Source organism: Streptomyces sp. NPDC047072 (assembly GCF_040643855.1).
Classification (GTDB): Bacteria; Actinomycetota; Actinomycetes; order Streptomycetales; family Streptomycetaceae; genus Streptomyces.
The window spans coordinates 74,263-95,526 of record NZ_JBEYVC010000002.1 but is presented as its reverse complement, the minus strand read 5'-3'; the positions used below and the strand labels follow the sequence as shown (position 1 = coordinate 95,526).

Annotated in this window: 23 protein-coding genes and 1 tRNA gene; 12 read left to right on the top strand and 12 right to left on the bottom strand. The window is 72.1% G+C overall.

Translation table 11 applies throughout. From position 1 onward, the window contains the following. The first annotated feature begins 35 nt into the window (after positions 1-35). Positions 36-773, top strand: coding sequence for a Tellurium resistance (locus ABZ896_RS01400; protein WP_360920020.1), 738 nt, complete (start codon positions 36-38; stop codon positions 771-773). Positions 774-780: 7 nt separating this feature from the next. On the opposite strand, the gene ABZ896_RS01395 is transcribed toward ABZ896_RS01400, so the two are convergent. Beyond that, positions 781-1,542 carry a TerD family protein gene (locus ABZ896_RS01395; RefSeq protein ID WP_360920018.1) on the bottom strand — a complete coding sequence of 254 codons (762 nt, stop codon included), beginning with the start codon at positions 1,540-1,542 and terminating at the stop codon, positions 781-783. 164 nt (positions 1,543-1,706) lie between these two features. Here ABZ896_RS01395 and ABZ896_RS01390 point away from each other — a divergent pair, with 164 nt between their 5' ends. Genes ABZ896_RS01390 through ABZ896_RS01380 form a run of 3 tightly spaced genes read left to right on the top strand, consistent with a single transcriptional unit; the run spans position 1,707 to position 6,162 of the window. Continuing rightward, positions 1,707-2,879, top strand: a complete 1,173-nt coding sequence (locus ABZ896_RS01390; RefSeq protein ID WP_360920015.1) for an HpcH/HpaI aldolase/citrate lyase family protein — start codon at positions 1,707-1,709, stop codon at positions 2,877-2,879. A 14-nt stretch (positions 2,880-2,893) separates the two neighbouring features. Beyond that, positions 2,894-5,350 carry a phosphoribosyltransferase gene (locus ABZ896_RS01385; RefSeq protein ID WP_360920012.1) on the top strand — a complete coding sequence of 819 codons (2,457 nt, stop codon included), beginning with the start codon at positions 2,894-2,896 and terminating at the stop codon, positions 5,348-5,350. Then, on the top strand, positions 5,350-6,162 hold the full coding sequence (locus tag ABZ896_RS01380; RefSeq protein WP_360920009.1) for an HAD family hydrolase: 813 nt from the start codon (positions 5,350-5,352) through the stop codon (positions 6,160-6,162). The genes ABZ896_RS01385 and ABZ896_RS01380 overlap by 1 nt, the downstream gene beginning before the upstream one ends. Here the strand turns inward: ABZ896_RS01380 and ABZ896_RS01375 are convergent. Beyond that, on the bottom strand, positions 6,086-6,793 hold the full coding sequence (locus ABZ896_RS01375; protein WP_360920006.1) for a DedA family protein: 708 nt from the start codon (positions 6,791-6,793) through the stop codon (positions 6,086-6,088). The genes ABZ896_RS01380 and ABZ896_RS01375 overlap by 77 nt on opposite strands. Positions 6,794-6,840: 47 nt before the next feature. After that, entirely contained in the window at positions 6,841-7,056 is a 216-nt protein-coding gene (locus ABZ896_RS01370) for a zinc ribbon domain-containing protein (protein WP_360920003.1), read from the bottom strand. A gap of 96 nt (positions 7,057-7,152) precedes the next feature. Between ABZ896_RS01370 and ABZ896_RS01365 the strand changes: the two genes are divergently transcribed. Next, positions 7,153-8,826, top strand: coding sequence for a SpoIIE family protein phosphatase (locus tag ABZ896_RS01365; protein WP_360920000.1), 1,674 nt, complete (start codon positions 7,153-7,155; stop codon positions 8,824-8,826). Positions 8,827-8,838: 12 nt separating this feature from the next. On the opposite strand, the gene ABZ896_RS01360 is transcribed toward ABZ896_RS01365, so the two are convergent. Together ABZ896_RS01360 and ABZ896_RS01355 are read right to left on the bottom strand one after the other, a co-directional pair. Beyond that, the gene (locus ABZ896_RS01360) at positions 8,839-10,218 is read right to left on the bottom strand and encodes a hypothetical protein (protein ID WP_360919997.1); all 1,380 of its coding nucleotides are present in this window, start codon (positions 10,216-10,218) and stop codon (positions 8,839-8,841) included. A gap of 74 nt (positions 10,219-10,292) precedes the next feature. Further along, a complete protein-coding gene (locus ABZ896_RS01355) occupies positions 10,293-11,063 on the bottom strand; it encodes a DUF4097 family beta strand repeat-containing protein (protein WP_360919995.1) in 771 nt (256 codons plus the stop codon). A 220-nt stretch (positions 11,064-11,283) separates the two neighbouring features. Between ABZ896_RS01355 and ABZ896_RS01350 the strand changes: the two genes are divergently transcribed. Beyond that, positions 11,284-11,355 (top strand) — tRNA-Val (locus tag ABZ896_RS01350). Between the two features lie 46 nt (positions 11,356-11,401). Here the strand turns inward: ABZ896_RS01350 and ABZ896_RS01345 are convergent. After that, positions 11,402-11,737 (bottom strand): hypothetical protein, encoded by a 336-nt coding sequence (locus ABZ896_RS01345; protein ID WP_360919992.1) that lies wholly within the window; start codon positions 11,735-11,737, stop codon positions 11,402-11,404. Between the two features lie 90 nt (positions 11,738-11,827). After that, positions 11,828-12,235, bottom strand: coding sequence for a RidA family protein (locus ABZ896_RS01340; RefSeq protein ID WP_360919989.1), 408 nt, complete (start codon positions 12,233-12,235; stop codon positions 11,828-11,830). Between the two features lie 100 nt (positions 12,236-12,335). On the opposite strand from ABZ896_RS01340, the gene ABZ896_RS01335 reads away from it, so the two are divergent. Genes ABZ896_RS01335 through ABZ896_RS01325 form a run of 3 tightly spaced genes read left to right on the top strand, consistent with a single transcriptional unit; the run spans position 12,336 to position 14,107 of the window. After that, positions 12,336-12,719 carry a helix-turn-helix domain-containing protein gene (locus ABZ896_RS01335; protein ID WP_360919987.1) on the top strand — a complete coding sequence of 128 codons (384 nt, stop codon included), beginning with the start codon at positions 12,336-12,338 and terminating at the stop codon, positions 12,717-12,719. A 50-nt stretch (positions 12,720-12,769) separates the two neighbouring features. After that, a complete protein-coding gene (locus tag ABZ896_RS01330) occupies positions 12,770-13,519 on the top strand; it encodes a hypothetical protein (protein ID WP_360919984.1) in 750 nt (249 codons plus the stop codon). 42 nt (positions 13,520-13,561) lie between these two features. Further along, entirely contained in the window at positions 13,562-14,107 is a 546-nt protein-coding gene (locus tag ABZ896_RS01325) for a GNAT family N-acetyltransferase (protein WP_360919981.1), read from the top strand. Positions 14,108-14,144: 37 nt separating this feature from the next. Here ABZ896_RS01325 and ABZ896_RS01320 read toward each other — a convergent pair whose 3' ends face one another. Together ABZ896_RS01320 and ABZ896_RS01315 are read right to left on the bottom strand one after the other, a co-directional pair. Continuing rightward, positions 14,145-15,059, bottom strand: a complete 915-nt coding sequence (locus ABZ896_RS01320; RefSeq protein WP_360919978.1) for a 2-dehydropantoate 2-reductase — start codon at positions 15,057-15,059, stop codon at positions 14,145-14,147. A 130-nt stretch (positions 15,060-15,189) separates the two neighbouring features. Further along, positions 15,190-15,738 carry a helix-turn-helix domain-containing protein gene (locus ABZ896_RS01315; protein WP_360919975.1) on the bottom strand — a complete coding sequence of 183 codons (549 nt, stop codon included), beginning with the start codon at positions 15,736-15,738 and terminating at the stop codon, positions 15,190-15,192. Positions 15,739-15,849: 111 nt separating this feature from the next. Between ABZ896_RS01315 and ABZ896_RS01310 the strand changes: the two genes are divergently transcribed. Beyond that, positions 15,850-16,860 carry an NADP-dependent oxidoreductase gene (locus ABZ896_RS01310; protein ID WP_360919971.1) on the top strand — a complete coding sequence of 337 codons (1,011 nt, stop codon included), beginning with the start codon at positions 15,850-15,852 and terminating at the stop codon, positions 16,858-16,860. Positions 16,861-16,889: 29 nt separating this feature from the next. Then, positions 16,890-17,114, top strand: a complete 225-nt coding sequence (locus tag ABZ896_RS01305; protein ID WP_360919968.1) for a DUF2277 domain-containing protein — start codon at positions 16,890-16,892, stop codon at positions 17,112-17,114. Between the two features lie 2 nt (positions 17,115-17,116). Here ABZ896_RS01305 and ABZ896_RS01300 read toward each other — a convergent pair whose 3' ends face one another. Continuing rightward, positions 17,117-17,737: a VTT domain-containing protein gene (locus ABZ896_RS01300; protein WP_360919965.1), complete on the bottom strand. Its 621-nt coding sequence runs from the start codon at positions 17,735-17,737 to the stop codon at positions 17,117-17,119. A 153-nt stretch (positions 17,738-17,890) separates the two neighbouring features. Here ABZ896_RS01300 and ABZ896_RS01295 point away from each other — a divergent pair, with 153 nt between their 5' ends. After that, on the top strand, positions 17,891-18,412 hold the full coding sequence (locus ABZ896_RS01295; RefSeq protein WP_360919962.1) for a superoxide dismutase family protein: 522 nt from the start codon (positions 17,891-17,893) through the stop codon (positions 18,410-18,412). 76 nt (positions 18,413-18,488) lie between these two features. Here the strand turns inward: ABZ896_RS01295 and ABZ896_RS01290 are convergent, their stop codons facing one another. Both ABZ896_RS01290 and ABZ896_RS01285 read right to left on the bottom strand, forming a co-directional pair. Continuing rightward, on the bottom strand, positions 18,489-18,938 hold the full coding sequence (locus tag ABZ896_RS01290; protein WP_360919959.1) for a DoxX family protein: 450 nt from the start codon (positions 18,936-18,938) through the stop codon (positions 18,489-18,491). 85 nt (positions 18,939-19,023) lie between these two features. Continuing rightward, complete coding sequence (locus tag ABZ896_RS01285) at positions 19,024-21,216, bottom strand: FAD/NAD(P)-binding protein (protein ID WP_360919956.1); 2,193 nt, start codon at positions 21,214-21,216, stop codon at positions 19,024-19,026. Between the last annotated feature and the right edge of the window lie 48 nt (positions 21,217-21,264).

The window sequence follows — 21,264 nt, the reverse complement described above, 5'->3', positions numbered from 1 at the left end:
CCAAGGTGCTGGTCTTTCCAAGACGTGGGGCGGGAATGGGCTTCTTCGACGGGCTGTGGGGCGGGCGCGAGGCCGAGTTCGACTCGGGCAGCGCGGCCAGCAATGCGATCGAACTGACCAAGCGGCACAACCGGGTCTCGCTCACCAAGCAGGGGGCGGCGACCGGCAACCTCCGCGTCAACCTGACCTGGCGGATGCGGACGTCCGACATCGGGGGCGCGGCGCGGGAGTCGTTGCTGCGGCATCCCTTCAAGGCGCTCAAGCCGCCGGAGGTGATGGGGCACAGCCAGAGCATGGTCAACGTCGACCTCGACCTCGGGTGCCTGTACGAGCTGACGGACGGGTCGAAAGGGGTCGTACAGCCGCTCGGGGGGCTGCTCGGGGACGTCAACGCGCCGCCGTACGTCAAGCTCAGCGGGGACGACCGGTTCGGGTCGGCGTCCGGCGAGACGATGTACGTCAACCTCGATCACCGGGACGAGATCAAGCGGCTGCTGGTCTTCGTGTACATCTACGACCAGACGCCGGCGTTCGACCGTACGCACGCGATCGTCACGCTGTATCCGAGCAACGGTCCCCGGATCGAGATAGGCCTCGACGAACGGCATCCGCAGGCCCGCTCGTGCGCGGTGGTGATGATCGAGAACGTGAAGGGCGAGCTGGTGGTCCGACGCGAGGTGCAGTTCGTGTACGGGTTCCAGGGGGAGCTGGACCGGTTGTACGGGTGGGGGCTGCAGTGGGGGCGGGGTTACAAGACCGGGGCGGGGCGCTGAGCGGCCTCTAGCGTCCGATGAACTGGGGGCCTTGCGGGGGCAGACGGAAGTCCGTCGCCGCGGGGGCCGGGATCGCCGGAGGCGGGTAGCCGTAGCCGGACGGCGGGGCGCTGGTGGGCTGGGGGTAGCCGTACGACGGCTGTTGGGCCGGGACCGAGGCCGCCTGCTGAGTGGGGGCCGGGAGTGCCGGTTGTTCCGGGGGGAGGGGCTGGGCCGGGGGCGTGTCCGTCTCGTCCACCGCGATGCCGAAGTCCGTGGCCAGGCCCTGGAGGCCGTTCGAATAGCCCTCGCCCAGGGCGCGGAACTTCCACGCGTCGCCGCGGCGGTACAGCTCGCCGCAGATCAGCGCGGTCTCCTGGCCGGTCTCCGGCTTGATGTCGAAGTACGCCAGAGGTTCGCCGTCCGCGACGGCGGCGTCGTACAGCAGGATGCGCAGACCCTGTACGCGGTCGAATGTGGCGTCGTCGGCCGAAGCGACCAGGAGAATCTGCCCGACATCGGGCTCGACACCGGCCAGATCTGTCTGGATCGTGTCGGTGGGACCTTCGGCGGCGCGCTTCTTGCCGAGGAGCCAGACCTTCCCGGAGGGGTGCCGGGGCTGGTTGTAGAAGACGAAGTCCTCGTCGGAGCGCACACGACCGTCGGGGCCGAGGAGCAGCGCCGAGGCGTCGACGACCGGGACCCCCTGCCCGGGTGCCCAGCGCAGCACAGCGCGCACCGTGGTGGCCTCCAGCGGGATGTTGGACCCCTTCAGCATCGCGTGCGTCATGCGGTCATCCTGCCCTCTCGGTCCTGGTCACGACAACGCGGGGTGTGTGTCGGCGTTACCTGAAATTCATGCCGGTCGGGAACCCTCGACATGGGTTTGTACGTACTATTACCGGCCACCTGTGAAGCGTTCACAGGAGGCTCAGTCGCCACCGGGGGAGTCATATGCGTCATTTCGGGCACATCGCCCCTGAGGTGCGTCAGCGCCTCTTCCACCAGGAGCCCTGCGAGTTCACCGCGGACTCCCCGTCCCGGCTGCTCTCCGCGGCTCTGGGAGCCACGCTCTACAGCCCGGCCACGCGGTCGCGGCTGGCCGACGACATCGTCAAGCAGGCCGGGCGTGGCGTGGTCTCGATGGTGCTGTGCCTGGAGGACTCCATCGGCGACGAGGACGTCGCCGCGGGCGAGGAGAACCTCGTCCGGCAGTTCACGGACCTCGCGGAGCGGTCGGTCGATCTCCCGCTGCTCTTCATCCGGGTCCGTCACCCCGAGCAGATCCCCGATCTCGTACGACGCCTCGGACCGGCCGTGCGCCTGCTCTCCGGCTTCGTGCTCCCGAAGTTCACCGAGGAGCGCGGCATCCCCTTCCTGGAGGCCCTCTCGGGCGCCGAGGCGGTCAGCGGGCGCCGGATGTTCGCCATGCCGGTGCTGGAGTCGCCCGAGCTGATGTACCGGGAGACGCGCGTAGAAACCCTGGAGGGCATCGCCCGCGCGGTCGACAAGTACCGCGACCGGGTCCTGGCGCTGCGCCTGGGCGTCACCGACTTCTGTTCCTCCTACGGCCTGCGCAGAGCCCCCGACATGACCGCGTGGGACGTCCAGATCGTCGCCTCCGTGATCGCCGACGTGGTCAACATGCTGGGCCGCGCCGACGGCACCGGCTTCACCGTCACCGGACCCGTCTGGGAGTACTTCCGCGTCCAGGAGCGCATGTTCAAGCCGCAGCTGCGCCGCAGCCCCTTCCTGGAGGGCCAGGCCGAGGAGCTGCGCGAGGCCCTCATCGAGCACGCCATGGACGGCCTGCTGCGCGAGATCACCCTCGACCAGGCCAACGGCCTGCTCGGCAAGACCTGCATCCACCCCTCCCACGTCCTGCCCGTGCACGCGCTGTCCGTGGTCAGCCACGAGGAGTTCAGCGACGCCCAGGACATCCTGCGGCCCGAGCGCTGCGGCGGGGGCGTGCTGAGGTCGCAGTACACGAACAAGATGAACGAGGTGAAGCCGCACCGCGCCTGGGCCGAGCGCACCCTGCTGCGCGCCGAGGTCTTCGGGGTGGCCAACGAGGACATCGGCTTCGTGGAGCTGCTGGCCGCGGGGCTTCCGGCTGATCATCAGTGAACACCAAGGGACGCATGAACAAGGCAGTGAACGACGGGGTCTGGTCCGGCACCTGGGTCGCCGAGCGGCTCGGCGTCGAACTGGTGGGCGACGACAGCCTGACCGACCTCCTGGGCCTGGCCCTGCGCCGCAACCCCAAGCGGGCCCACCTCCTGGTCTCCAACGTCCTCGGCAAGCACGTACCGCAGTCGCCCTCGGTGGTCTACGGCCACGGCTTCGCCCTGGGCCGACGCGTCCGCGACCTGCTCGGCGACGCGGAGGCGGCCCGGGCGGTCGTCCTGGGCTACGCGGAGACGGCGACGGGCCTCGGCCACTCGGTCGCCGACGGCATCGCCCTGGCCCCCTACCTCCACTCCACCCGCCGCCCGATCCCGGGCATCACCCCGGCGGGCGGCTTCGAGGAGTCCCACTCCCACGCCACGTCCCATCTGCTGCTCCCGGAGGATCCGGGCCTGCTGGCCGGCGAGGGCCCGCTGGTCCTGGTCGACGACGAGTTCTCGACGGGCAACACGATCCTGAACACGATCAGGGATCTTCACGCCCGGTATCCGCGCCGGCGGTACGTGGTGGTGGCGTTGGTGGACATGCGCTCTCCGGTCGATGCCGGGCGCCTCGACGACTTCGCCCGGGAGATAGCCGCGAGGGTCGACCTGGTGACAGCGGCATCGGGCACCGTAAACCTCCCGGAGGGCGTCCTGGAAAAGGGCCAGGCCCTTGTAGCAAGGTTCGAGGACACCCACCCAGGGGCGCGGGGAACTGCGCGACCAGCCACGAACCACCCGCACCCGGCCATCAACCGTGTCGACCTGCTGTGGCCCCGAAACCTCCCCGACGGAGGACGCCACGGCTTCACTCCGACGCACCGAATACGCCTGGAATCCGCCCTCCCCACGATGGCCGCCCGCCTGGCAGAAGCCCTCCCGGCAGACGCGACCCGCGTTCACATCCTCGGCTTCGAAGAGCTGATGTACGCCCCCCTCCGCCTCGCCCGAGAACTCGAACAGGTGGCTCAAGGCATCGAGGTCACCTACTCCACGACCACCCGCTCACCCGTCCTCGCGGTGGACGACGCGGGCTACGCGATCCGCACCCGCCTCACCTTCCCCGCCCACGACACCCCCGCCGACGGCCCCGGCGACCGCTACGCCTACAACATCGCGGGCGCCGGTTTCGACACCGTCGTCGCCGTCGTGGACGACACCGCCGACACCCCCGAACTCCACTCCCCGGACGGCCTGTTGGCGCAGCTGGCCGCGCACACCCCGCACGTGGTCCTCGCCGTGATCCCCAGTTACACCCCCGAAAGGCCCCCCATGCTCCCCGAGCCCCTCCGCGGCCCCGCCTTCTCCTCGTACGCCCCGGAGGACGTCGGCTGGCTGCTCCAGGATCTCTCGGACGTCACTCTGGAGGCGCCGACCGAGGAGCGCGAGGAGGCCATCCAGAGCGGCGGCGCGCACTACGCGGAGTCGCTGCCGGTGGAGTACCAGCCGAGCGAGCAGTACCAGGAGCTGTTCCAGGCGGCGCTGAAGACCTCTTCCGCGAGGCTCGCGCAGGCGGTCGGCGCCGTCACCGAACTCGTGCTGGCCGAGCGGTCACCGAGGCCCGTCCTCGTCTCGCTCGCCCGTGCCGGCACCCCCGTCGGCGTGCTGATGCGCCGCTGGGCGCGGTTCCGCCACGGCCTCGACCTGCCCCACTACGCGGTCTCCATCGTCCGCGGCCGCGGTATCGACGCCAACGCCCTGCGCTGGCTGGCCGCCCACCACGACCCCGCCGACGTCGTGTTCGTCGACGGCTGGACCGGCAAGGGCGCGATCACCCGTGAACTCGCCGACGCCGTCAAGGAGTTCGAGGCCGACGGCGGCGCCACCGGATTCGACCCGGAGATCGCCGTACTCGCCGACCCCGGCTCCTGCGTGCGCACGTACGGCACCCGGGAGGACTTCCTCATCCCCTCCGCCTGCCTCAACTCCACGGTGTCCGGCCTGATCTCGCGGACCGTCCTGCGCGCGGACCTGGTCGGCCCGGACGACTTCCACGGCGCGAAGTTCTACCGCGAACTCGCGGGCGCGGACGTGTCGGTGGACTTCCTGGACGCCGTCGCGGCCCGTTTCCCCGAGGTCGTGGAGGCCGTTGACGACACCGTGAAGGAACTGCTGGCCGGTGACCGCGAGCCCACCTGGGAGGGCTGGGCGGCCGTCGAACGCATCAGTGAGGAGTACGGCATCCACGACGTCAACCTCGTCAAGCCGGGCGTCGGCGAGACCACCCGGGTGCTGCTGCGCCGGGTGCCCTGGAAGATCCTGGCGCGGGCCGGGGCGGGCGCCGACCTGGACCACGTACGCCTGTTGGCCGAGCAGAGAGGTGTCCCGGTGGAAGAGGTCGCCGAACTCCCGTACACCTGCGTGGGGTTGATCCACCCCAAGTACACGCGGGGCGCGACCGGTGCCGACGGCAGGGCGGTGGGTGTCTGATGCCCGCTCCGGTGCTGGTCGCCAGCGACCTCGACCGTACGCTCATCTACTCCGCCGCCGCCCTCGCGCTCACCATGCCCGACCCGCGGGCGCCCCGGCTGCTCTGCGTCGAGGTGCACGAGAGCAGACCGCTTTCGTACATGACGGAGACCGCGGCCGGACTGCTCTCCGAACTCGGCGACACGGCGGTCTTCGTGCCGACGACGACCCGCACCCGCAAGCAGTACCAGCGCATCAACCTGCCCGGCCCCGCCCCGACTTACGCGATCTGCGCCAACGGCGGCCATCTGCTCGTCGACGGTGTCACCGACCGCGACTGGCACGCGCGGGTGACCGCGCGGCTCGCCGACGAGTGTGCGCCGCTGGAGGAGATCCGCGCCCATCTCCAGGACACGGCCGACCCGTTGTGGGTGCGCAAGCACCGGATCGCCGAGGACCTCTTCGCCTATCTCGTCGTCGAGCGCGAACTGCTGCCCGAGGACTGGGTGAAGGAACTCGCCGTGTGGGCGGAGGACCGCGGCTGGACGGTGTCCTTGCAGGGCCGCAAGATCTACGCCGTCCCGAAGCCGCTCACCAAGAGCGCCGCCATGCGCGAGGTGGCCCGCCGCACCGGCGCCGACCTCACCCTTGCCGCCGGGGACTCCCTGCTCGACGCCGACCTGCTGCTCGCCGCCGACCGGGGCTGGCGCCCGGGACACGGGGAGCTGGCCGACGAGGGCTTCACGGCACCGGCGATCACCGCGCTGCCCGAGCGGGGGGTGCTGGCGGGGGAGCGGATTCTCCGGGAGTTCCTGAGGGCGTCCCGCCGGTAGCGCGGGTGGGGGCGGGCGCCTGCGCGGGGGATGCCGGGCGCCGCCGTAGTCGTACGACGACGAACGCGACGACCGCGAGGGCGGCGGCCGCCAGGACCACCTTCGAGTACGCCGACACCAGGTCGGTGACCTCGCTCCAGTTGGCGCCCAGGGCGTGGCCCGCGAGCACGAACGCGGTGTTCCACAGGGCGCTGCCCAGGGTGGTGAGGGTGAGGAAGAGCGGCAGCGGCATGCGTTCGACGCCGGCCGGGACCGAGATCAGGCTGCGGAAGACCGGGATCATCCGGCCGAAGAAGACCGCCTTGGTGCCGTGCCGCAGGAACCACGCCTCGGTCCGCTCGATGTCCGTCGCCCTGACGAGCGGCAGCCGGGCCGCCAGCGCCACCGTGCGGTCCCGGCCGAGGAGCGCGCCGACGCCGTAGAGCGCGAGGGCGCCGACCACCGAGCCCGCCGTCGTCCACAGCAGCACGGCGACCAGGCTCATCCGGCCGGTGCTCGCCGCGAAGCCCGCGAGCGGCAGGATCGCCTCGCTCGGGAGGGGCGGGAAGAGGTTCTCCAGGGCGATGGCGATCCCGGCGCCGGGGGCGCCGAGCGTGTCCATGAGGCCGTTGACCCAGTCGATGGCTGACATGGGCCCACGCTACGGACGCCCACCTGAAGGGAGCCTGAAAGAGGGGCTCAGCTACAGCAGCCGCCCCCACAGCAGCCGCCGCCCGCCTTGGGGGCCGGGGCCGAGGGCGCGCTCGCCGTGCCGCCCACCGCCACCGTCGACAGCAGCTTCACCGTGTCGTCGTGGCCCGTGGGGCAGGTCGCCGGGGCGGCGGACTCCGCCATGGGACGGCTCAGTTCGAACGTGTCGCCGCAGGTCCGGCAGCGGTACTCGTAGCGAGGCATGCCTCCAGGTTAAGGGGCGGCCCGGGCTCGGGGTGCGGCTCCCGCCCCCTCATGGTCTGATGCTGGGAGAAAACGGGTCGACAGGAGTCGTGTCCGGTGCTCTGGGAGAAGTCGTCGCCGCCGCTGCGCGAGGTGCTGCGGCAGATCCTCGACGGGACCGCGGCGGCCGTCGGGGTCCTCGACACCGAGCTGCGCTACCTGTACGTCAACCCCACCCTCGCCCGGATGAACGGCCTGCCCGCCGAGGAGCACGTCGGCCGCACGGTCGCCGAGGTGGTGCCCGACGTGGACGCCCGCGACGACGTCCTGCGCGCCGTCCTCGCCGACGGCATCGCGCGCGAGTCCGTCTCCAGCGGCCACACCCGCGCCGACTCACCGCTGGAGCGCCGCTACTGGCACGGCGCCTACCACCGGCTCGAACACGAGGGCGAGATCCTCGGGATCGTCGGCGTCCTGCTGGAGATCTCCGCCGACCGGCAGCAGCACCGGGAACTGGAGCGGGTACGCGAACGCCTCGCCCTCCTCGACGAGGCCGCCACCCGCATCGGCACCACCCTCGACATGGACACCACCTGCTCCGAACTGGCCGTCTTCCTCGCCGAGCGGCTCGGTGACGCGGTCGCCGTGGACGTCCTGCCCGAGCCCGGCACGGTCCGGGTGGCCCGGGACGGCTCGGTCCGGCTGCGCAGGGCTGCCGAGGCCGCCGCGCCCGAGCTGGAACCCCTGCAACGGCGGCTGGGCCGGCGCGACGAGTACGTCAGCTATCTGCCGGAGCACCTGGTCGCCGACTGCCTGGTCAGCGGCCGGCCTGTCATCGTCAACCTTCCCGACGACGAGGAGTTCGGCCGGCTCGCCACCACCGAGAACCGGGTCACCGAGCTGCGCGCGGCGGGCATGCACTCCGCGCTGATCGTGCCGCTCACCGCGCGCGGCCAGGACATCGGCACGGTCAGCATGATCCGGGCCGGCGACTCCCCGCTGTTCGGCGAGACCGACGCCCTGATCGCCCAGGACCTCGCCCAGCGGGCCGCGATCAGCCTCGACAACGCCCGCCGCTACACCACCGAGCACAACACCGTCGTGCAGTTCCAGCGGGCGCTCCTCTCCGACCCCGGCCGTCCCCGCGACGGCCTCGAGGTCGCCTACCGGTACCGGCCCGCCGGGCAGGACGCGCTCGTCGGCGGCGACTGGTACGAGACGGTCGCGCTCGACGACGGGCGGACCCTGCTCGCCGTCGGCGACGTGATGGGGCACGGGCTGGACGCGGCCGTCGCGATGAGCCGTTACCAGGCCATGCTGCGGGTCGCCGCGTCCCGGGAGAACGACCCCGGGCGCATCCTGTGCGAGCTGGACGAACTGCTCAGCGCCACCGGTGAGGAACGGCCCGCGACCTGTGTCGTCGCCATCGCCGACCCCCGGCGGGGCCTGTGCGCGCTCGCCAGCGCGGGACACCTGCCGCCGGTCGTGTTCGCGCCCGACGGGCGGGCCGAGGCGGTGCCGGTGCCGCCGGGGCCGCCGCTGGGTGCCGGGCACCGCTGCTACGAGACGGTCGCCGGGCTCCACCCGCCCGGACACACGCTGCTCCTCTACACCGACGGCCTGATCGAACGCCGCCACGAGGACATCGACGCGTCCCTGGCCCGCCTCACCCGCATCGGCGCGCTCACGTCCCCCACCCCGGACGAACTCCTCGACCACGTCCTGACCCAGGTGGCACCACACACCCCGGAGGACGACATCGCGCTGGTGGCGGCCCGAGTCGAAGGCTGATCCAGCGATACCTCAGTGGCCGCCGCCGCGTTCCGCTCTGATCTCCGAGACCACCCTCGCCACCGACTGGCGTACCGCTTCCGTCTCCGTGAGGAAGTGCCAGTAGTCGGGGTGGCGGCCCTCCAGTGTGGTGATCGCGCGGTCCAGGCGGGCCACCGAGTCGTCCAGCGGACGCGCGTGCCGCGGGTCGGGGGTGGTGCGGCCGGTCATGGCCAGCCGCTGGGCGTCCCGGATCGCGAACCGGGTGCGGTCGATCTCCTGCTGCGGATCCTTCTGTACGGCGTTCAGCCGCCGCAGCCGGTCGCCGGCGGCCGAGACCGCCTCGTCGGTGGTGTTGAGCAGCGCCCGCACCGTCGACAGCAGCGCCGTCGCGTCCGGCCAGCGCTGCTCGTCCCGCGCGGCCCGTGCCTCCCTGAGCTTCTGCTCGGCCTGCGTCACGTTCCGCGCGGCCTGGTCCGGCACATGCTGGAGGTCCTGCCAGCACGCGGCCGCGAACCGCCGCCGCAACTCGCTCAGCACCGGCTCGACCTGCCCCGCGCGCGTGGTCAGTGCCTCGGCCCGGGTCCGCAGCGACACCAGCCGGTGGTCGATCTCCGCCGCCTTCTCCGGCAGCCGCTCGGCCTCCGCCCGGATCGCCCCGGCTTCCCGCGCGACCCGCTCCGCCCGCTCCAGCGTCTGCGGTACGCCGTGCTGCCCCGCGCCCTGGTTCAGCCGGGTCAGCTCCGGCCCGAGCGCGGCGAGCCGGGCCGCGAGGTCGTCCGCCTTCAGCCCCGACTCCCGTACGGCGTCCAGGGCGTTGGAGGCGGCCAGCAGCCCCTGCCGGGCGCGCTCGACGGCCGGTGCCAGGCGGGCCAGCTGGGTCTCGGCCTTGCCGAGCAGCGGCCCGAGGCCGTCCCCGAACCGGTCCAGCTCCCGCTTGACGTTCGCCAGCTCGTCCTTGGCCCGGGTCAGGGCCGTACGGGCCTGCGCCGCGACCGAGGCCTCCAGGTCGTCCCGGTCCAGGTCATGGGCGTCGACGGCCTCGATGTACTGACGGCTGACCTCGTCGATCCTCCGGCCGATCGCCTCGAACTCGGCGACCGCGCGCCGGGCCCCGGGCGAGTCGTCGACCGCCGTGATGGTCTCTATCGAGATCCGCAGATCCCGCTGGGCGGTGTCCAGTTCGTAGAACGCGGCCGCCGCGTCGTCCTTCGCGGCCTGCGCCTCGGCCCGCTGGCTCTCCGCCCGTCCGCCGAACCAGCGCCGGGTGCCGCCGCCGGCGAAGGAGGCCGGCAGCGCGAGGGCGACGACGAGGGGGAGGGCGAGGAGGGTGAGGGTGTCCCGGAGCGACCGGCGGGTCGCGTGCGGCACCGATGACGACGACGAGTGCGGCTGCTGTGGTGTCGCCGTCACATCCCTCTCCCGTGCTGTGTTCCGTCCGGCCCGATGTCATTCTCCCACCGGTGAGGGACGAACACACGGGCCGGTCAGTTCGCGGTCCGGACCGTGACTTTGCCGTCTCCGCTGCGGGCGGACACCACGTGGTCGCTGGCGTCGGACCGGGGCACGGACACGTCGACGGAGCCGTCACCCGTCTTGGTGTCCACGCGGTAGGTGGCCTTCGGCAGCGCGATCGTCACCGAGCCGTCGCCGCTCAGGGTCTCCACCCGGTCCGGTACGGCGGTCAGTTGGAGGTTGACCGAGCCGTCGCCGGTGTGGGCGGCGACCTGGCGGGAGCCGACCTCCGCGCGGATGGATCCGTCGCCGGTGCGCAGCTTCAGGGGGCCCTCGGAGTCGGTGACCCGGACCGAGCCGTCGCCCGTACGGATGTCCAGGGGCTGGGTGAACCCCCGCGCCCGCACGCTTCCGTCGCCGTCCTCCACCTTCACCGCGATGTCCCGGGGCACCTCGATCCGGTGCTTGGCCGCGCAGTCGGCGACGACACCGCTGCACTTCATGCGCAGCGTCAGCCGGTCGTCCTTCATCGACCAGGTGACCTCGGGGTCCTCGCCGAGGGCCACCGAGCCCTGGAACCAGCGGGTCACCTCGATCGTGCCCGACTTGTTCGCATCGGCGGCGACTATCTCCAGCGCGGAGTCGTCCGAGTCGATGGTCAGGGTGCGGCCCTGGAGGGCGAAGGAACGGTGGTCGGGATGCTTGTCGTCTCCGGCGGAGGCACCGCAGGCGGTGGCCCCCACGACGACGAGCGCGACGACCCCGGCCGCGACGGCGGCACGGACGGGCGTGGTACGGGCCATGACGAATCTCCCCCTGCGTCTTTTGGTGTGCGCCCCGGCCACCCGGCGGCACACTCCGACGCTACGGACCCGCCGCCCCGCGGGGGATCCGGGCCGCTCCCTGATTCGGGGTGGGGTTTTCCCCCGTACCGACCCCGAGTCCGACCCCGAGTCCGACGGAACCGCAGGTAAGGGTTTGCGGGGCACCGCCTTTGGCAAGGTAGGCTGTCGACTCGTTCTCGGGTGCGTAGCTCAGGGGTAGAGCGCCTGCCTTACAAGCAGGATGTCGGCGGTTCGAAACCGTCCGCGCCCACACCGTCAGAAGACCCCGGCCGATCACGGCCGGGGTCTTCTCGCGTTCAGTCGGCGACCCTCTCCCGCGCGTGCTTGAGGCCGGAGCGGGCGTCCACGCGCTCCGGTGCGGCCACCTCGGCCCAGAAGCGGTGGGTGGTGACGAAGACCGCGAGTTCGTGCTCGCGGCGGCGGAGCTTCTCGACCTCGGCCTGTTCGTCGGGGGTCCAGCCGGGGGAGGCGGGGCGTTCCACCTTGCGCCAGCCGTTGTCGTCGCTGAAGGCGTCCAGGGGCGCGACCGACCAGGGGAGCCGCTTGAGCAGGGCCGACAGCTCGGACCGGACCTGATGCAGCTCCTCCTGACCGGCGAGGAGGTCACTCGGAAAGTCATAGGTCTTAGCCACGGCACAATGCTACGCCTGTTCGATTTTGGGTGGCGAGTGGCTTCCGAGGGTTCATGCGAAAGGGTGTGCCCAACGGGCGCAGGGGGGTGGTCAGTCGAGGACCGCGGTGGCCTCGATCTCGACGAGATGCTCGGGGGTGTCGAGTGCCGCGACACCCAGCAGGGTGACCGGAGGCGCCGCGGTGGTCTTCAGTCGCGCGGCCGCCCGGGAGACCCCCTCCAGCAGGGCGGGCATCTTGTCGGGGGTCCAGTCGACGACGTGGAAGGTCAGTTTCGCCACATCGTCGAAGGAACCGCCGACCCCGGCGAGGGCCGTGCCGACGTTGACGTAGGACTGTTCGACCTGGGCCGTGAGGTCGCCTTCGCCGACCGTGGCCCCGTCTCCGTCCCAGGAGACCTGTCCTGCGACGAAGACGAGCTTCGAGCCGGACGCGACCGACACCTGCCGGTAGACGTCGATCTGGGGCAGTCCTTCGGGGTTCACCAGGGTGATGGCCATGGGGTCGGTCTCCTTGTTCGCTCTCTTGTGGTTACTGGGAAACCGTAGGAGAGTGAGCGCTGACATGGAAGAACGCACTTTTCAGTGACTGGGGAACCCGATGGTGACCACACAGCTCAACGGCCCCCTCATCCCCGAGGCGGATCTCAGGCGCGCGGACTCCCTGGGGCGGGAGATCTTCTCGGACGTCGCCAACAAGTGGGCGCTCCTGATCATCGAGATGCTCGGCGACCGCACCCTGCGCTTCACACAGCTGCGGAACGAGGTCGAGGGGATCAGCCACAAGATGCTCACCCAGAACCTGCGCATGCTGGAGCGCAACGGCCTGGTCGAGCGGACGGTGCATCCCACCGTGCCGCCGCGGGTCGAGTACACGCTCACCGAGGCGGGGCAGGCCCTGCGGGCCGCGGTCGACGCCCTGTGCGCCTGGACCCACCGGTACTTCGGCCACGTCGAGACGGCTCGCCGCCACTTCGACGCCTGAGGACCTCCCGCGCGGGGCAACCATCGGGCCGGTTCGGAAGTCCTGTGATCATGTCCATGGTGCTCAACGGGCGCGGGGTGTCCGCGCGGTTCGACTCCGGCAAGGTCCGTGTCGAACGGTCGGGTCAGCAGGTGGAGATTCCGTTCCGGGCGGTCCGTGAGGTGCGGACCGTGGGGGAGCGGGTGCTGGAGATCGAGCTGGCGGACGGTTCGGCGCATCGGGTCGAGGGCGGGAATCCGACGGCCACCGCCGCCTTCGCCGGCGCGCTGACCGCCGTACTGCCGAGGGAACGGGATCCGGAGGGCGCCGCCGTCGTCACGGAGGCGGAGCCCACGCGGGACTGGTTCCTCTACGCGTCCATGGCCGGGCTGGGCGCGCTGGCGCTCGGCTACGTCGGGTACGTCGTCTGGGTCGCCCTCAACCACGGCTCCCGGGTTCTCGGGGTGCTCCTCGGGCTGCTTCCGCTGCTGGCCGGAATCATCATGCCCCTGACGGGGATCTCCGAGGTCGTCCGGCGGATCGTGCTGAGCCGGCGCGGGATCACCGTGCTCGCGGAGGCGGTCGGGAAGGACGGCAAGAAGACGGTGTACGTCTACACCGACGCCGAGGGGGAGACCCACCGGTACACCTGCAAGCGCTCGCTCCAGCGGATCCAGCTCGCCTACGACCCGGGCGGGCGGGTGGGGGCCGCGCACGCGGACTGGCTGCCCTTCGTGGTGGGCCGGGTCCTCGTGCTGATCGTCGGAGGCCTCTTCTGGCTGTTCGTCGGCGGGGCGATGGTGTTCGGCGTGCTGACGTAGCGCCGAGGGCCGTTGTCAGACCCTGCGCCTACTGTGGCGGGCATGGAGACGGACGGGACGGGGGCGGGCGTGGACGGCGTGGACGCGGAGCGGGTGCTGCTGGTGCCCTGGGGCGAGGGCGACTTCTGGCTGCTGGAGCGGACGAACAGCCCTGAGATGACCGCGTACGTCGGCGGCCCCGAGAGCCCGGAGAAGCTCGCCGACCGGCATCGGCGGTATCTCCGGCTGGACTCGGGGACCATGTACCGGGTCACGCTGGCGGACGGCGGGGAGACCGTCGGCTCGGTGGGGTTCTGGGAGCGGGAGTGGCAGGGCGAGTCCATATGGGAGACCGGGTGGGGGATCCTGCCCGAGTTCCAGGGACGGGGGCTCGCAGCGCAGGCCGCCCGCGCGGTCGTGGTGGCCGCGCGGGAGACCGGCCGGCACCGGTATCTGCACGCCTTCCCGAGCGTGACGCACCGGGCGTCCAACTCCGTATGCCGACGGGCCGGGTTCACCCTGCTCGGGGAGTACGAGTTCGAGTACCCGAAGGGTCACTGGCTCACGTCGAACGACTGGCGGTACGACCTGGTCGACGGCGAGGGGTGAGGCACGCGCGCGGCGCGCCTCGGAGTCCCGGACGCCGTCAGGAGGTCCTCGTCCCCAACTCCCGTACGACGCGCGCGACCACCGGCGTCCGCAGCCCGTGCCGCTCCGCCGCCCTCAGCAACGCCCCGCCGATCGCGTCCAGTTCGAGCGGGCGGCCGGCCTCCGCGTCGCGCTGCATCGACGATTTGGTCTGCGGCGGGAAGGCGTCGTAGCGGGCGAGGGCCTGGGCCGGGTCGGAGGGGCCGCCGCTCGCGGCGCTGACGGCGGTGGTCTCCTCGACCAGGGCGGTCAGTTCCTCGCGGTGGCGGGTGCGGACCTCTCCGAGGGGGAGGCCGTGGAGCGTGGTCAGGAGGGCGAAGGGCGCGAGGAACGACATCTTGGCCCACAGCGCCGCCGACTCGTCGCCCAGGACACGGGTGGGGGGACCCGCCGCGGTGAGGGCCCCGGCCAGCGCGTCGAGGCGCTCGCGGGGTACGTCGTCGCCGGTCAGGTCGATCTCGGCGAACGGGCTGCCGTGCTCGATCACGCCCGGTGCCACCCGGGTCGACTCGACGCGGATCACGGCGGGGGCGACGCGGTCCGGGCGGTAGCGGGCGCGCAGGGTCGCGGGGTGCTCCACGCCGTTCAGGAGGGGTACGACCAGGCCGTCGCTCAGGGCCTTGGGCGGGACGCGGTCGAGGGCGGCGGCGAGGGAGGTGTGCTTGACGGCGATCACACACACGTCGACCGGCTCGCGCAGCTCGGTGTCCGCCTCGACGGGGGTGGTGAAGTCACCGTAGACACCGCTGGCGAACCGGATGCCGCTCGTGCGCAGGGTGTGCGCGGTGTCCTCGCCCGCCAGGCAGATCACCCGGTGTCCGGCCCGGGCCAGCAGGGCGGCGAGCAGGCCACCGGTGCCGCCGGGACCGAGGACGGCCACGGTGAGCGGGTCGTGCGTCAAGTCGTGTGCCATGACGGGCAGTTCCTCTCGTCGGTCGGCCCCGGGGTTCGGTGGCCGCCTCGGGGCGATCATGGCACCACGGCAGGGGCGACGGAACCGCCGGTCCATATGGCGGAATCACCGTCCAAATGGCAGGACGGCTTCAGTCGCCCGTGAGGATCGCGCTCGCGACCACGTCGAAGAGGCGGTCGGCGCGCGGGGCGAGGGCGGGCTGGTCGCTCAGCCAGGCCAGTGACCCCGCCAGGGCGTACAGGTCGGTGCCGTCGATGTCGGTGCGCGCCTTGCCCTCGGCCTGGGCGCGGGCGAGGAGGCGGGCGCCGGCCGCGCGCATCGAGACGCAGGAGGCGTGCAGCGCGGACTCCGGATCCTCGATGGCGGCCACCATCAGCGCCACCACACCGCGGTAGTTGTGCGCACAGGCGACGAAGTCGCGCAGCCATGCCACCAGCGCCTCGTCGGACGCCTTTGACGCCTCGAACTCGCTTGCCGTCACCGCGAGTTCGTCGAAGCTCGTGCGGAGCAGGGCCTCGAACAGCGCCTCCCGGGTCGGGAAGTGGCGCAGCAGCGTGGCGAGCCCCACGTCGGCCCGGCGTGCGATGTCGCGCATCGACGCGTCGACACCCTGCTCGGTGATGACGGTGCCCGCGACGGCGAGCAACTGGTCGTGGTTCTTCCTGGCGTCGGCCCGCATCTGTCCCTCTTGACTAACCGGATCACTGGTCCATATATTCGGATCAGTGATCCGGATAATCTGGATCGCTGATCCGAATCAGCGTATCCCCTGGCAGGGCGGGAGAGAACGATGCCGACACACACGATGAGGGCGGTCCGGCTGCACGAGCACGGCGGCCCCGAGGTGTTGCGCCACGAAGAGGTGCCGATCCCCGATCCGGGGCCCGGCGAGGTGCTCGTCCGGGTGCACGCCGTCGGCGTGAATCCCCCGGACTGGTACCTGCGCGACGGGCTGACCAACATCCCTCCGGAGACCCGGCCGACGTTCGACCTGCCGGTGATTCCGGGGACGGACGTGTCGGGGGTCGTCGAGGCCGTCGCCCCGGACGTCACCGACCTGTCCGTCGGCGACGAGGTCTTCGGCCTCCTGCGCTTCCCCAGCTTCGACGGCAGCGCCTACGCGGAGTACGTGGCCGCCCCCGCGTCGGACCTCGCCCGCAAACCGGCCGGCGTCGACCATGTGCACGCGGCCGGGGCGCCCATGGCCGGGCTGACGGCGTGGCAGTTCCTGATCGAGCTCGGGCACGATCACCCCTCGCCCTTCCAGGAGGCGCGGCACCGCCCGGTGGCCCTCGGCCCCGGCATCACCGTGCTCGTCAACGGCGCGGCGGGCGGTGTCGGGCACTTCGCGCTCCAGCTGGCGAAGGGGAAGGGCGCGCGGGTGATCGCGGTGGCGTCGGGGGCGCACGAGTCGTTCCTGCGGGACCTCGGCGCCGACGACTTCGTCGACTACACCAAGGAGCGCCCCGAGGACCTCGTCCGCGACGTCGACCTCGTCCTCGACACCGTCGGCGGCCGCGACAGCGCGCGCTTCCTGCGCACGCTGAAGCGGGGCGGCGCGCTGTTCCCCGTGTTCTTCGGCGCGTACGACGACGAGGAGGTCGCGCGGCTGGGCGTCACGGTCTCGGGCACTCAGGTCCGCTCGAACGGGGCGCAGCTCGCCGAACTGGGGCGCCTGCTCGACGCGGGCGCGGTACGGGTCGCGATCGACGGCACGTTCCCGCTCGCGGAGGCCCGAGCCGCACACGAGCGGGCCGCGCGAGGCCACATCCAGGGCAAGATCGTGCTCACGGCCGTCTGATTGTCAGTGGGCGGGAGGACACTGGACGCATGTGCCGCAGCATCAAGACTCTCCGTCCACCCGTACTCCCCGAGGAAGCGACCCCGGAGGACATCCGGGCCGCCGCCCTCCAGTACGTCCGCAAGGTCTCGGGCTTCCGGGCCCCGGCCGCCCACAACCAAGAGGTGTTCGACAGAGCGGTGGAGGTGATCGCGGAGGCGACGGCGGATTTGCTGGCGGGCCTGGAGGTCAGGGGGACGAGAAAGTCCGCGTGACGTTACGCCACCGTCTCCACCGGCCGCCGCCTCATCACATACGCCGCCCCCGCCCCGGCTCCGAACAGCGCCGCCACCGACACGGCCGTAGCCACCCACGTCGCCCCCAGCCAGTGCGCGCCGAAGTACCCGAGGGCGACGCTGTACGCCGCCCAGGAGAGCCCCGCGAGCGCGGACCAGGGGAGGAAGTCGCGGACCCGGCGGTGGGCCGCGCCGGCGAGGAGGGACACGACGGAGCGTCCGGCCGGGGCGAACCGCGCCAGCACCACCAGCGCCCCGCCACCCGCCGCCAGCGCCCCGCCGAGACGTTCCTGCGCGACCGTCAGCCGACGGGAGCGGGCGATGGCCCGGTCCAGCCGCGCGCCGCCCCGCCACGCCAGGCGGTAGGCGGCGAAGTCACCGAGGACGGACGCGGTGGTGGCGCACAGGATCAGGGCCAGCACGTCGGGCACCTCGTGCGGCACCTGCCCGGTCGCCGCACTGCCCGCGGCCGCCGCCGTCGCGGCCGTGATGACGAGGACACCGCTCGGCAGCAGCGGTACGAACACGTCGAGGAGCACCGACAGCGCGACCATGGCGTAGATCCATGGGCTGCCGGTCAGCGACCCCATCTGTTCCAACAACGCGACTCCCCGAACTCCCCCGTGACAGCCATACAGCGTACGCCGGGGGTGTGACAGGACGTTCACGGGGGGCTCATGGGATTCCCGCGCCATGTTCACCCGGGTGCCGCTGTCCGGGGGCGGGCGGGGTGCCGGGACCGTAGCGTGCGGAGCATGGTGTCAGGTATATGCACGGGTGCCCTGGTGGCGGCCCTCCTCGTCAGCGACCACGGCGGCTACTCGATGCGCACCGACGCCCGGTTCGCCCCGCCCACCGCCTTCGTGCCCTCGGCGGCGGTGACGTACGACATGGATCTCGTCCCGGCGGCCGCCTGGATCGAGGTGACCCAGCGGACCGAGGAGCTGGGGGCGACGACCGTACGGCTGCGGGTGCGCGGGCTGGTGCCCGGTCACGCGTACGGCGTCCATGTGCACCAGAAGCCGTGCGCCGCGGACCCGGCGGCCGCGGGCGGCCACTACCAGCACCGGCCCTCCACCGACCCGGCGGACGTCAACGCCGACAACGAGGTCTGGCTCGACGTCACCCCGGACACCGACGGCTCCGGCGAGGCGAGCGCGCGCCACGACTGGGGTTTCCGGCGGGGCGAGGCGTCCTCGGTCGTTCTGCACGACATGCCCGGCACCCACGGCACCCGCGTGGCCTGCTTCACGGTCCCCTTCGGCTGGACCTCCTGAACGCACCGATGAACGCACCGGTGCCCTCCCCCGCGCACCCGGGGGAGGGCACCGTACGCACCAATAAAACAACTGGTCAGACGGCCACCGGCTCCCGATCCGGCTCGCGCCGGTCGGCCGTGCGGCGGCGGCCGATCACGCGGTCCAGGCCGAACGCGCCGGAACCGGTGAAGACCAGCAGCAGGAAGGCCCAGCAGAACATCGCCGCGCCCTCGCCGCCGTTCTGCTTGGGGAACAGCGCACCCGGCTGGTGGACCTTGAAGTAGGCGTAGGCCATCGCGCCCGAGGAGATGAAAGCGGCGGCCCGGGTGCCGAGGCCGAGCAGGACGAGCGTGCCGCCGACGAGTTCGATCACGGCCGCGTACCAGCCCGGCCAGGTGCCGGTCTCCACCGTGAGGCCCTCGCCGCCCGCGCCGCCGAGGACGCCGAAGAGCGAGGCCGCTCCGTGGCAGGCGAAGAGCAGGCCGACGACGATGCGGAAGAGACCGAGAGCGTATGGCTGGGCGCTGTTGAGGCGTCCGGACATGTGGGGGGTACTCCTTCGGTGTCCCGGTCCCTCGTGAGGACCGGTCTGGGGACAGAACCGAGCGAGCACTCCACGTTAGGTGGCCCTAATCTACGCTTGCAAGTTCAACATTTGGCCACCGCTTTGCCTCCGCTTTCCCTTCCGTCCCAGCTGTAGCGGCACGTAGCGCGGCTCTGGCCACCGCGTCCGCGTCCGAAAGGGTGACCGAATCCACACCCGGCCGGGCGCCCGCCGCGGTCACCCAATGCACGCCCTCCGTGGGCACCCCGAAGGCGAACCGCCTTGGGTGCGCGTGCCCTTGACGGTCGATCAGACGGTACGGCCGCCTCGTCACGTCCAGCCCGCCCGTCTCGTACCCGTCCACGACGTGCGGCCGGCACTGCCCCGTCTTCAGCAGCCGGGCGAGCAGGTCGTCGGCGGTGTGCCGCAGGTCCGGTTCCGGGAGCCGCGCCTCCACGAGGGTCGTCACCCGTACGGCGGATCCGGGCACGTCGGGCGAGTGCGCCACCCAGGCGCCGTCCTCCTCGCGCACCTCAAGATGCGGGCCGAGCACCTCCACGACGCCGGCCTCCATCAGGGCGGTCAGCTCCTCGATGCGGCGGCGGGGCGGGCCGATGGAGAGGAAGGCGTTGAGCGGGGTGTACCAGCGGTCCAGGTGGTCGCGGCGGGAGGCGCCCGCGAGTCCGGCATGGTCGACGATCTGCCGCAGCTCGTTGCGCAGGTCGCGCAGGACGTCGAGGGCCGCCTTCAGGGGCCCCGCGACATTGCCGAGCGCGGCCTCGGAGGCGTCGCGGCGGAGGTGCCCGAGCAGCCACCCGCGCCAGCCGTCCGGGTCCGTGAAGACCTGTCCGGCGTACGGCCGTGACACGCGGTCCCAGGACCAGCGGTCGGCGTGCGCGATCCCGAACTCGTCGAGCACGGCGGCCTCTTCGGGACTGCGGTGGTCGGTGGCGAGGAAGAGGTCCCTGAACTCCGGTTTCCCCGTGAGGACTTCGTAGTAGACCGTCTCCACCTCCTTCGCCACCAGCGGCCATATCTCCGTGAGGAAGTCGGGGGCCTCGCCGTTGTCGGCGCGCTTGCGGAAGCGGGCGATCGCGTCGTCGGTCAGGACGAGGGGGAGGTGGCGGCCGTAGGGGCCCTTGGCGTTGTCGCCGCGCGCCTGATAGGGGATGCCTCGGCGTGAACCGGCGTACAGGCGTGGCTCGTTGCCGGAGGGGGCGTAGAGCAGGCCCTGGTCGGTGCGGGTGAAGCGACCGCCGCGACCGGTGGTCAACAGGGCCATGTGGTCGAAGAAGTTGAGGCCCAGACCGCGCAACAGCACGGGCTCGCCGGGGCGTACGGCCGCCAGGTCGACGTCGGCCGGGTTGGCGGGCGGGATGTGGCGCAGGCCGTGGGCGTCGGCATACGCGGTGAGGCGGCGTTGCGTACGGTCGGCGGCCACCGGGAGGTGGCCCTGCGCGAGGACGACGGCGGCGAGGCCGGTCAGGGCGCGGCCGTCGTCGAGGGTGAGCGTCTGCGTGCCGTCGTCGGCGTCGTCGAGCCGCACGGCCCGGGCCCCGTGGGTGACGACCTCGACCGCCCCCGGCGCCTTCCGCACGGTCTCGGCGAACACCCAGGCGAGGTAGCGGCCGTAGTGCGCGCGGGTGGGGTAGTCATCGGGGCCGAGCGGCACGGCACGCGCCGCCGGCCCACCGGGTTCCGGCCGTCCGGCGGCGAGCGGTACGGCACGCGCTGCCGGTTCACCGGGTTCCGGCGGGTCGGCGGTGAGGGGTACGGCACGCGCTGCCGGTTCACCGGGCTCCGGCCGGCCGGTGGCGAGGGGCACGGCGCACACAGCCGGTTCACCGGGTTCCGGTCGGTCGGCGGTGAGGGGCACGGCACGCGCTGCCGGTTCACCGGGTTCCGGCTGGTCGGCGGACCGGCGGTCGGCCGGCCCGTCCGGCGGTCCCGGCTCCGATCCGGCGCCCGCCTCGGCGCGCGCCCACTCGTACAGGCTCGGCCCCCGCCGTATCGGTCCCGAGCAGTCCACGCTGTCGTCCGTGTACAGGGTGACCTGCGAGGCGACCGTGTTCATCAGGAGCTCGGGGGACTGCGTGGTGCGCCACACACGGCCGGGGCCCGGCGGGGACGGGTCGACGACGTGGACTCTCAACCGGGCGCCCGGCGGGAGGAGTTCGGGGGCGGAAGCGCAGAGGCGTTCCAGGACGCTGGTGCCACGGGGCCCGGCGCCGACCAGGGCGACGGAGACGGGCGCGTGGTCCGCGGTCGGTGCGGGCAAGAGGGGGACTCCCGGGCGTGTGGGGCGCGTGGCAGGAACCGCCCACCG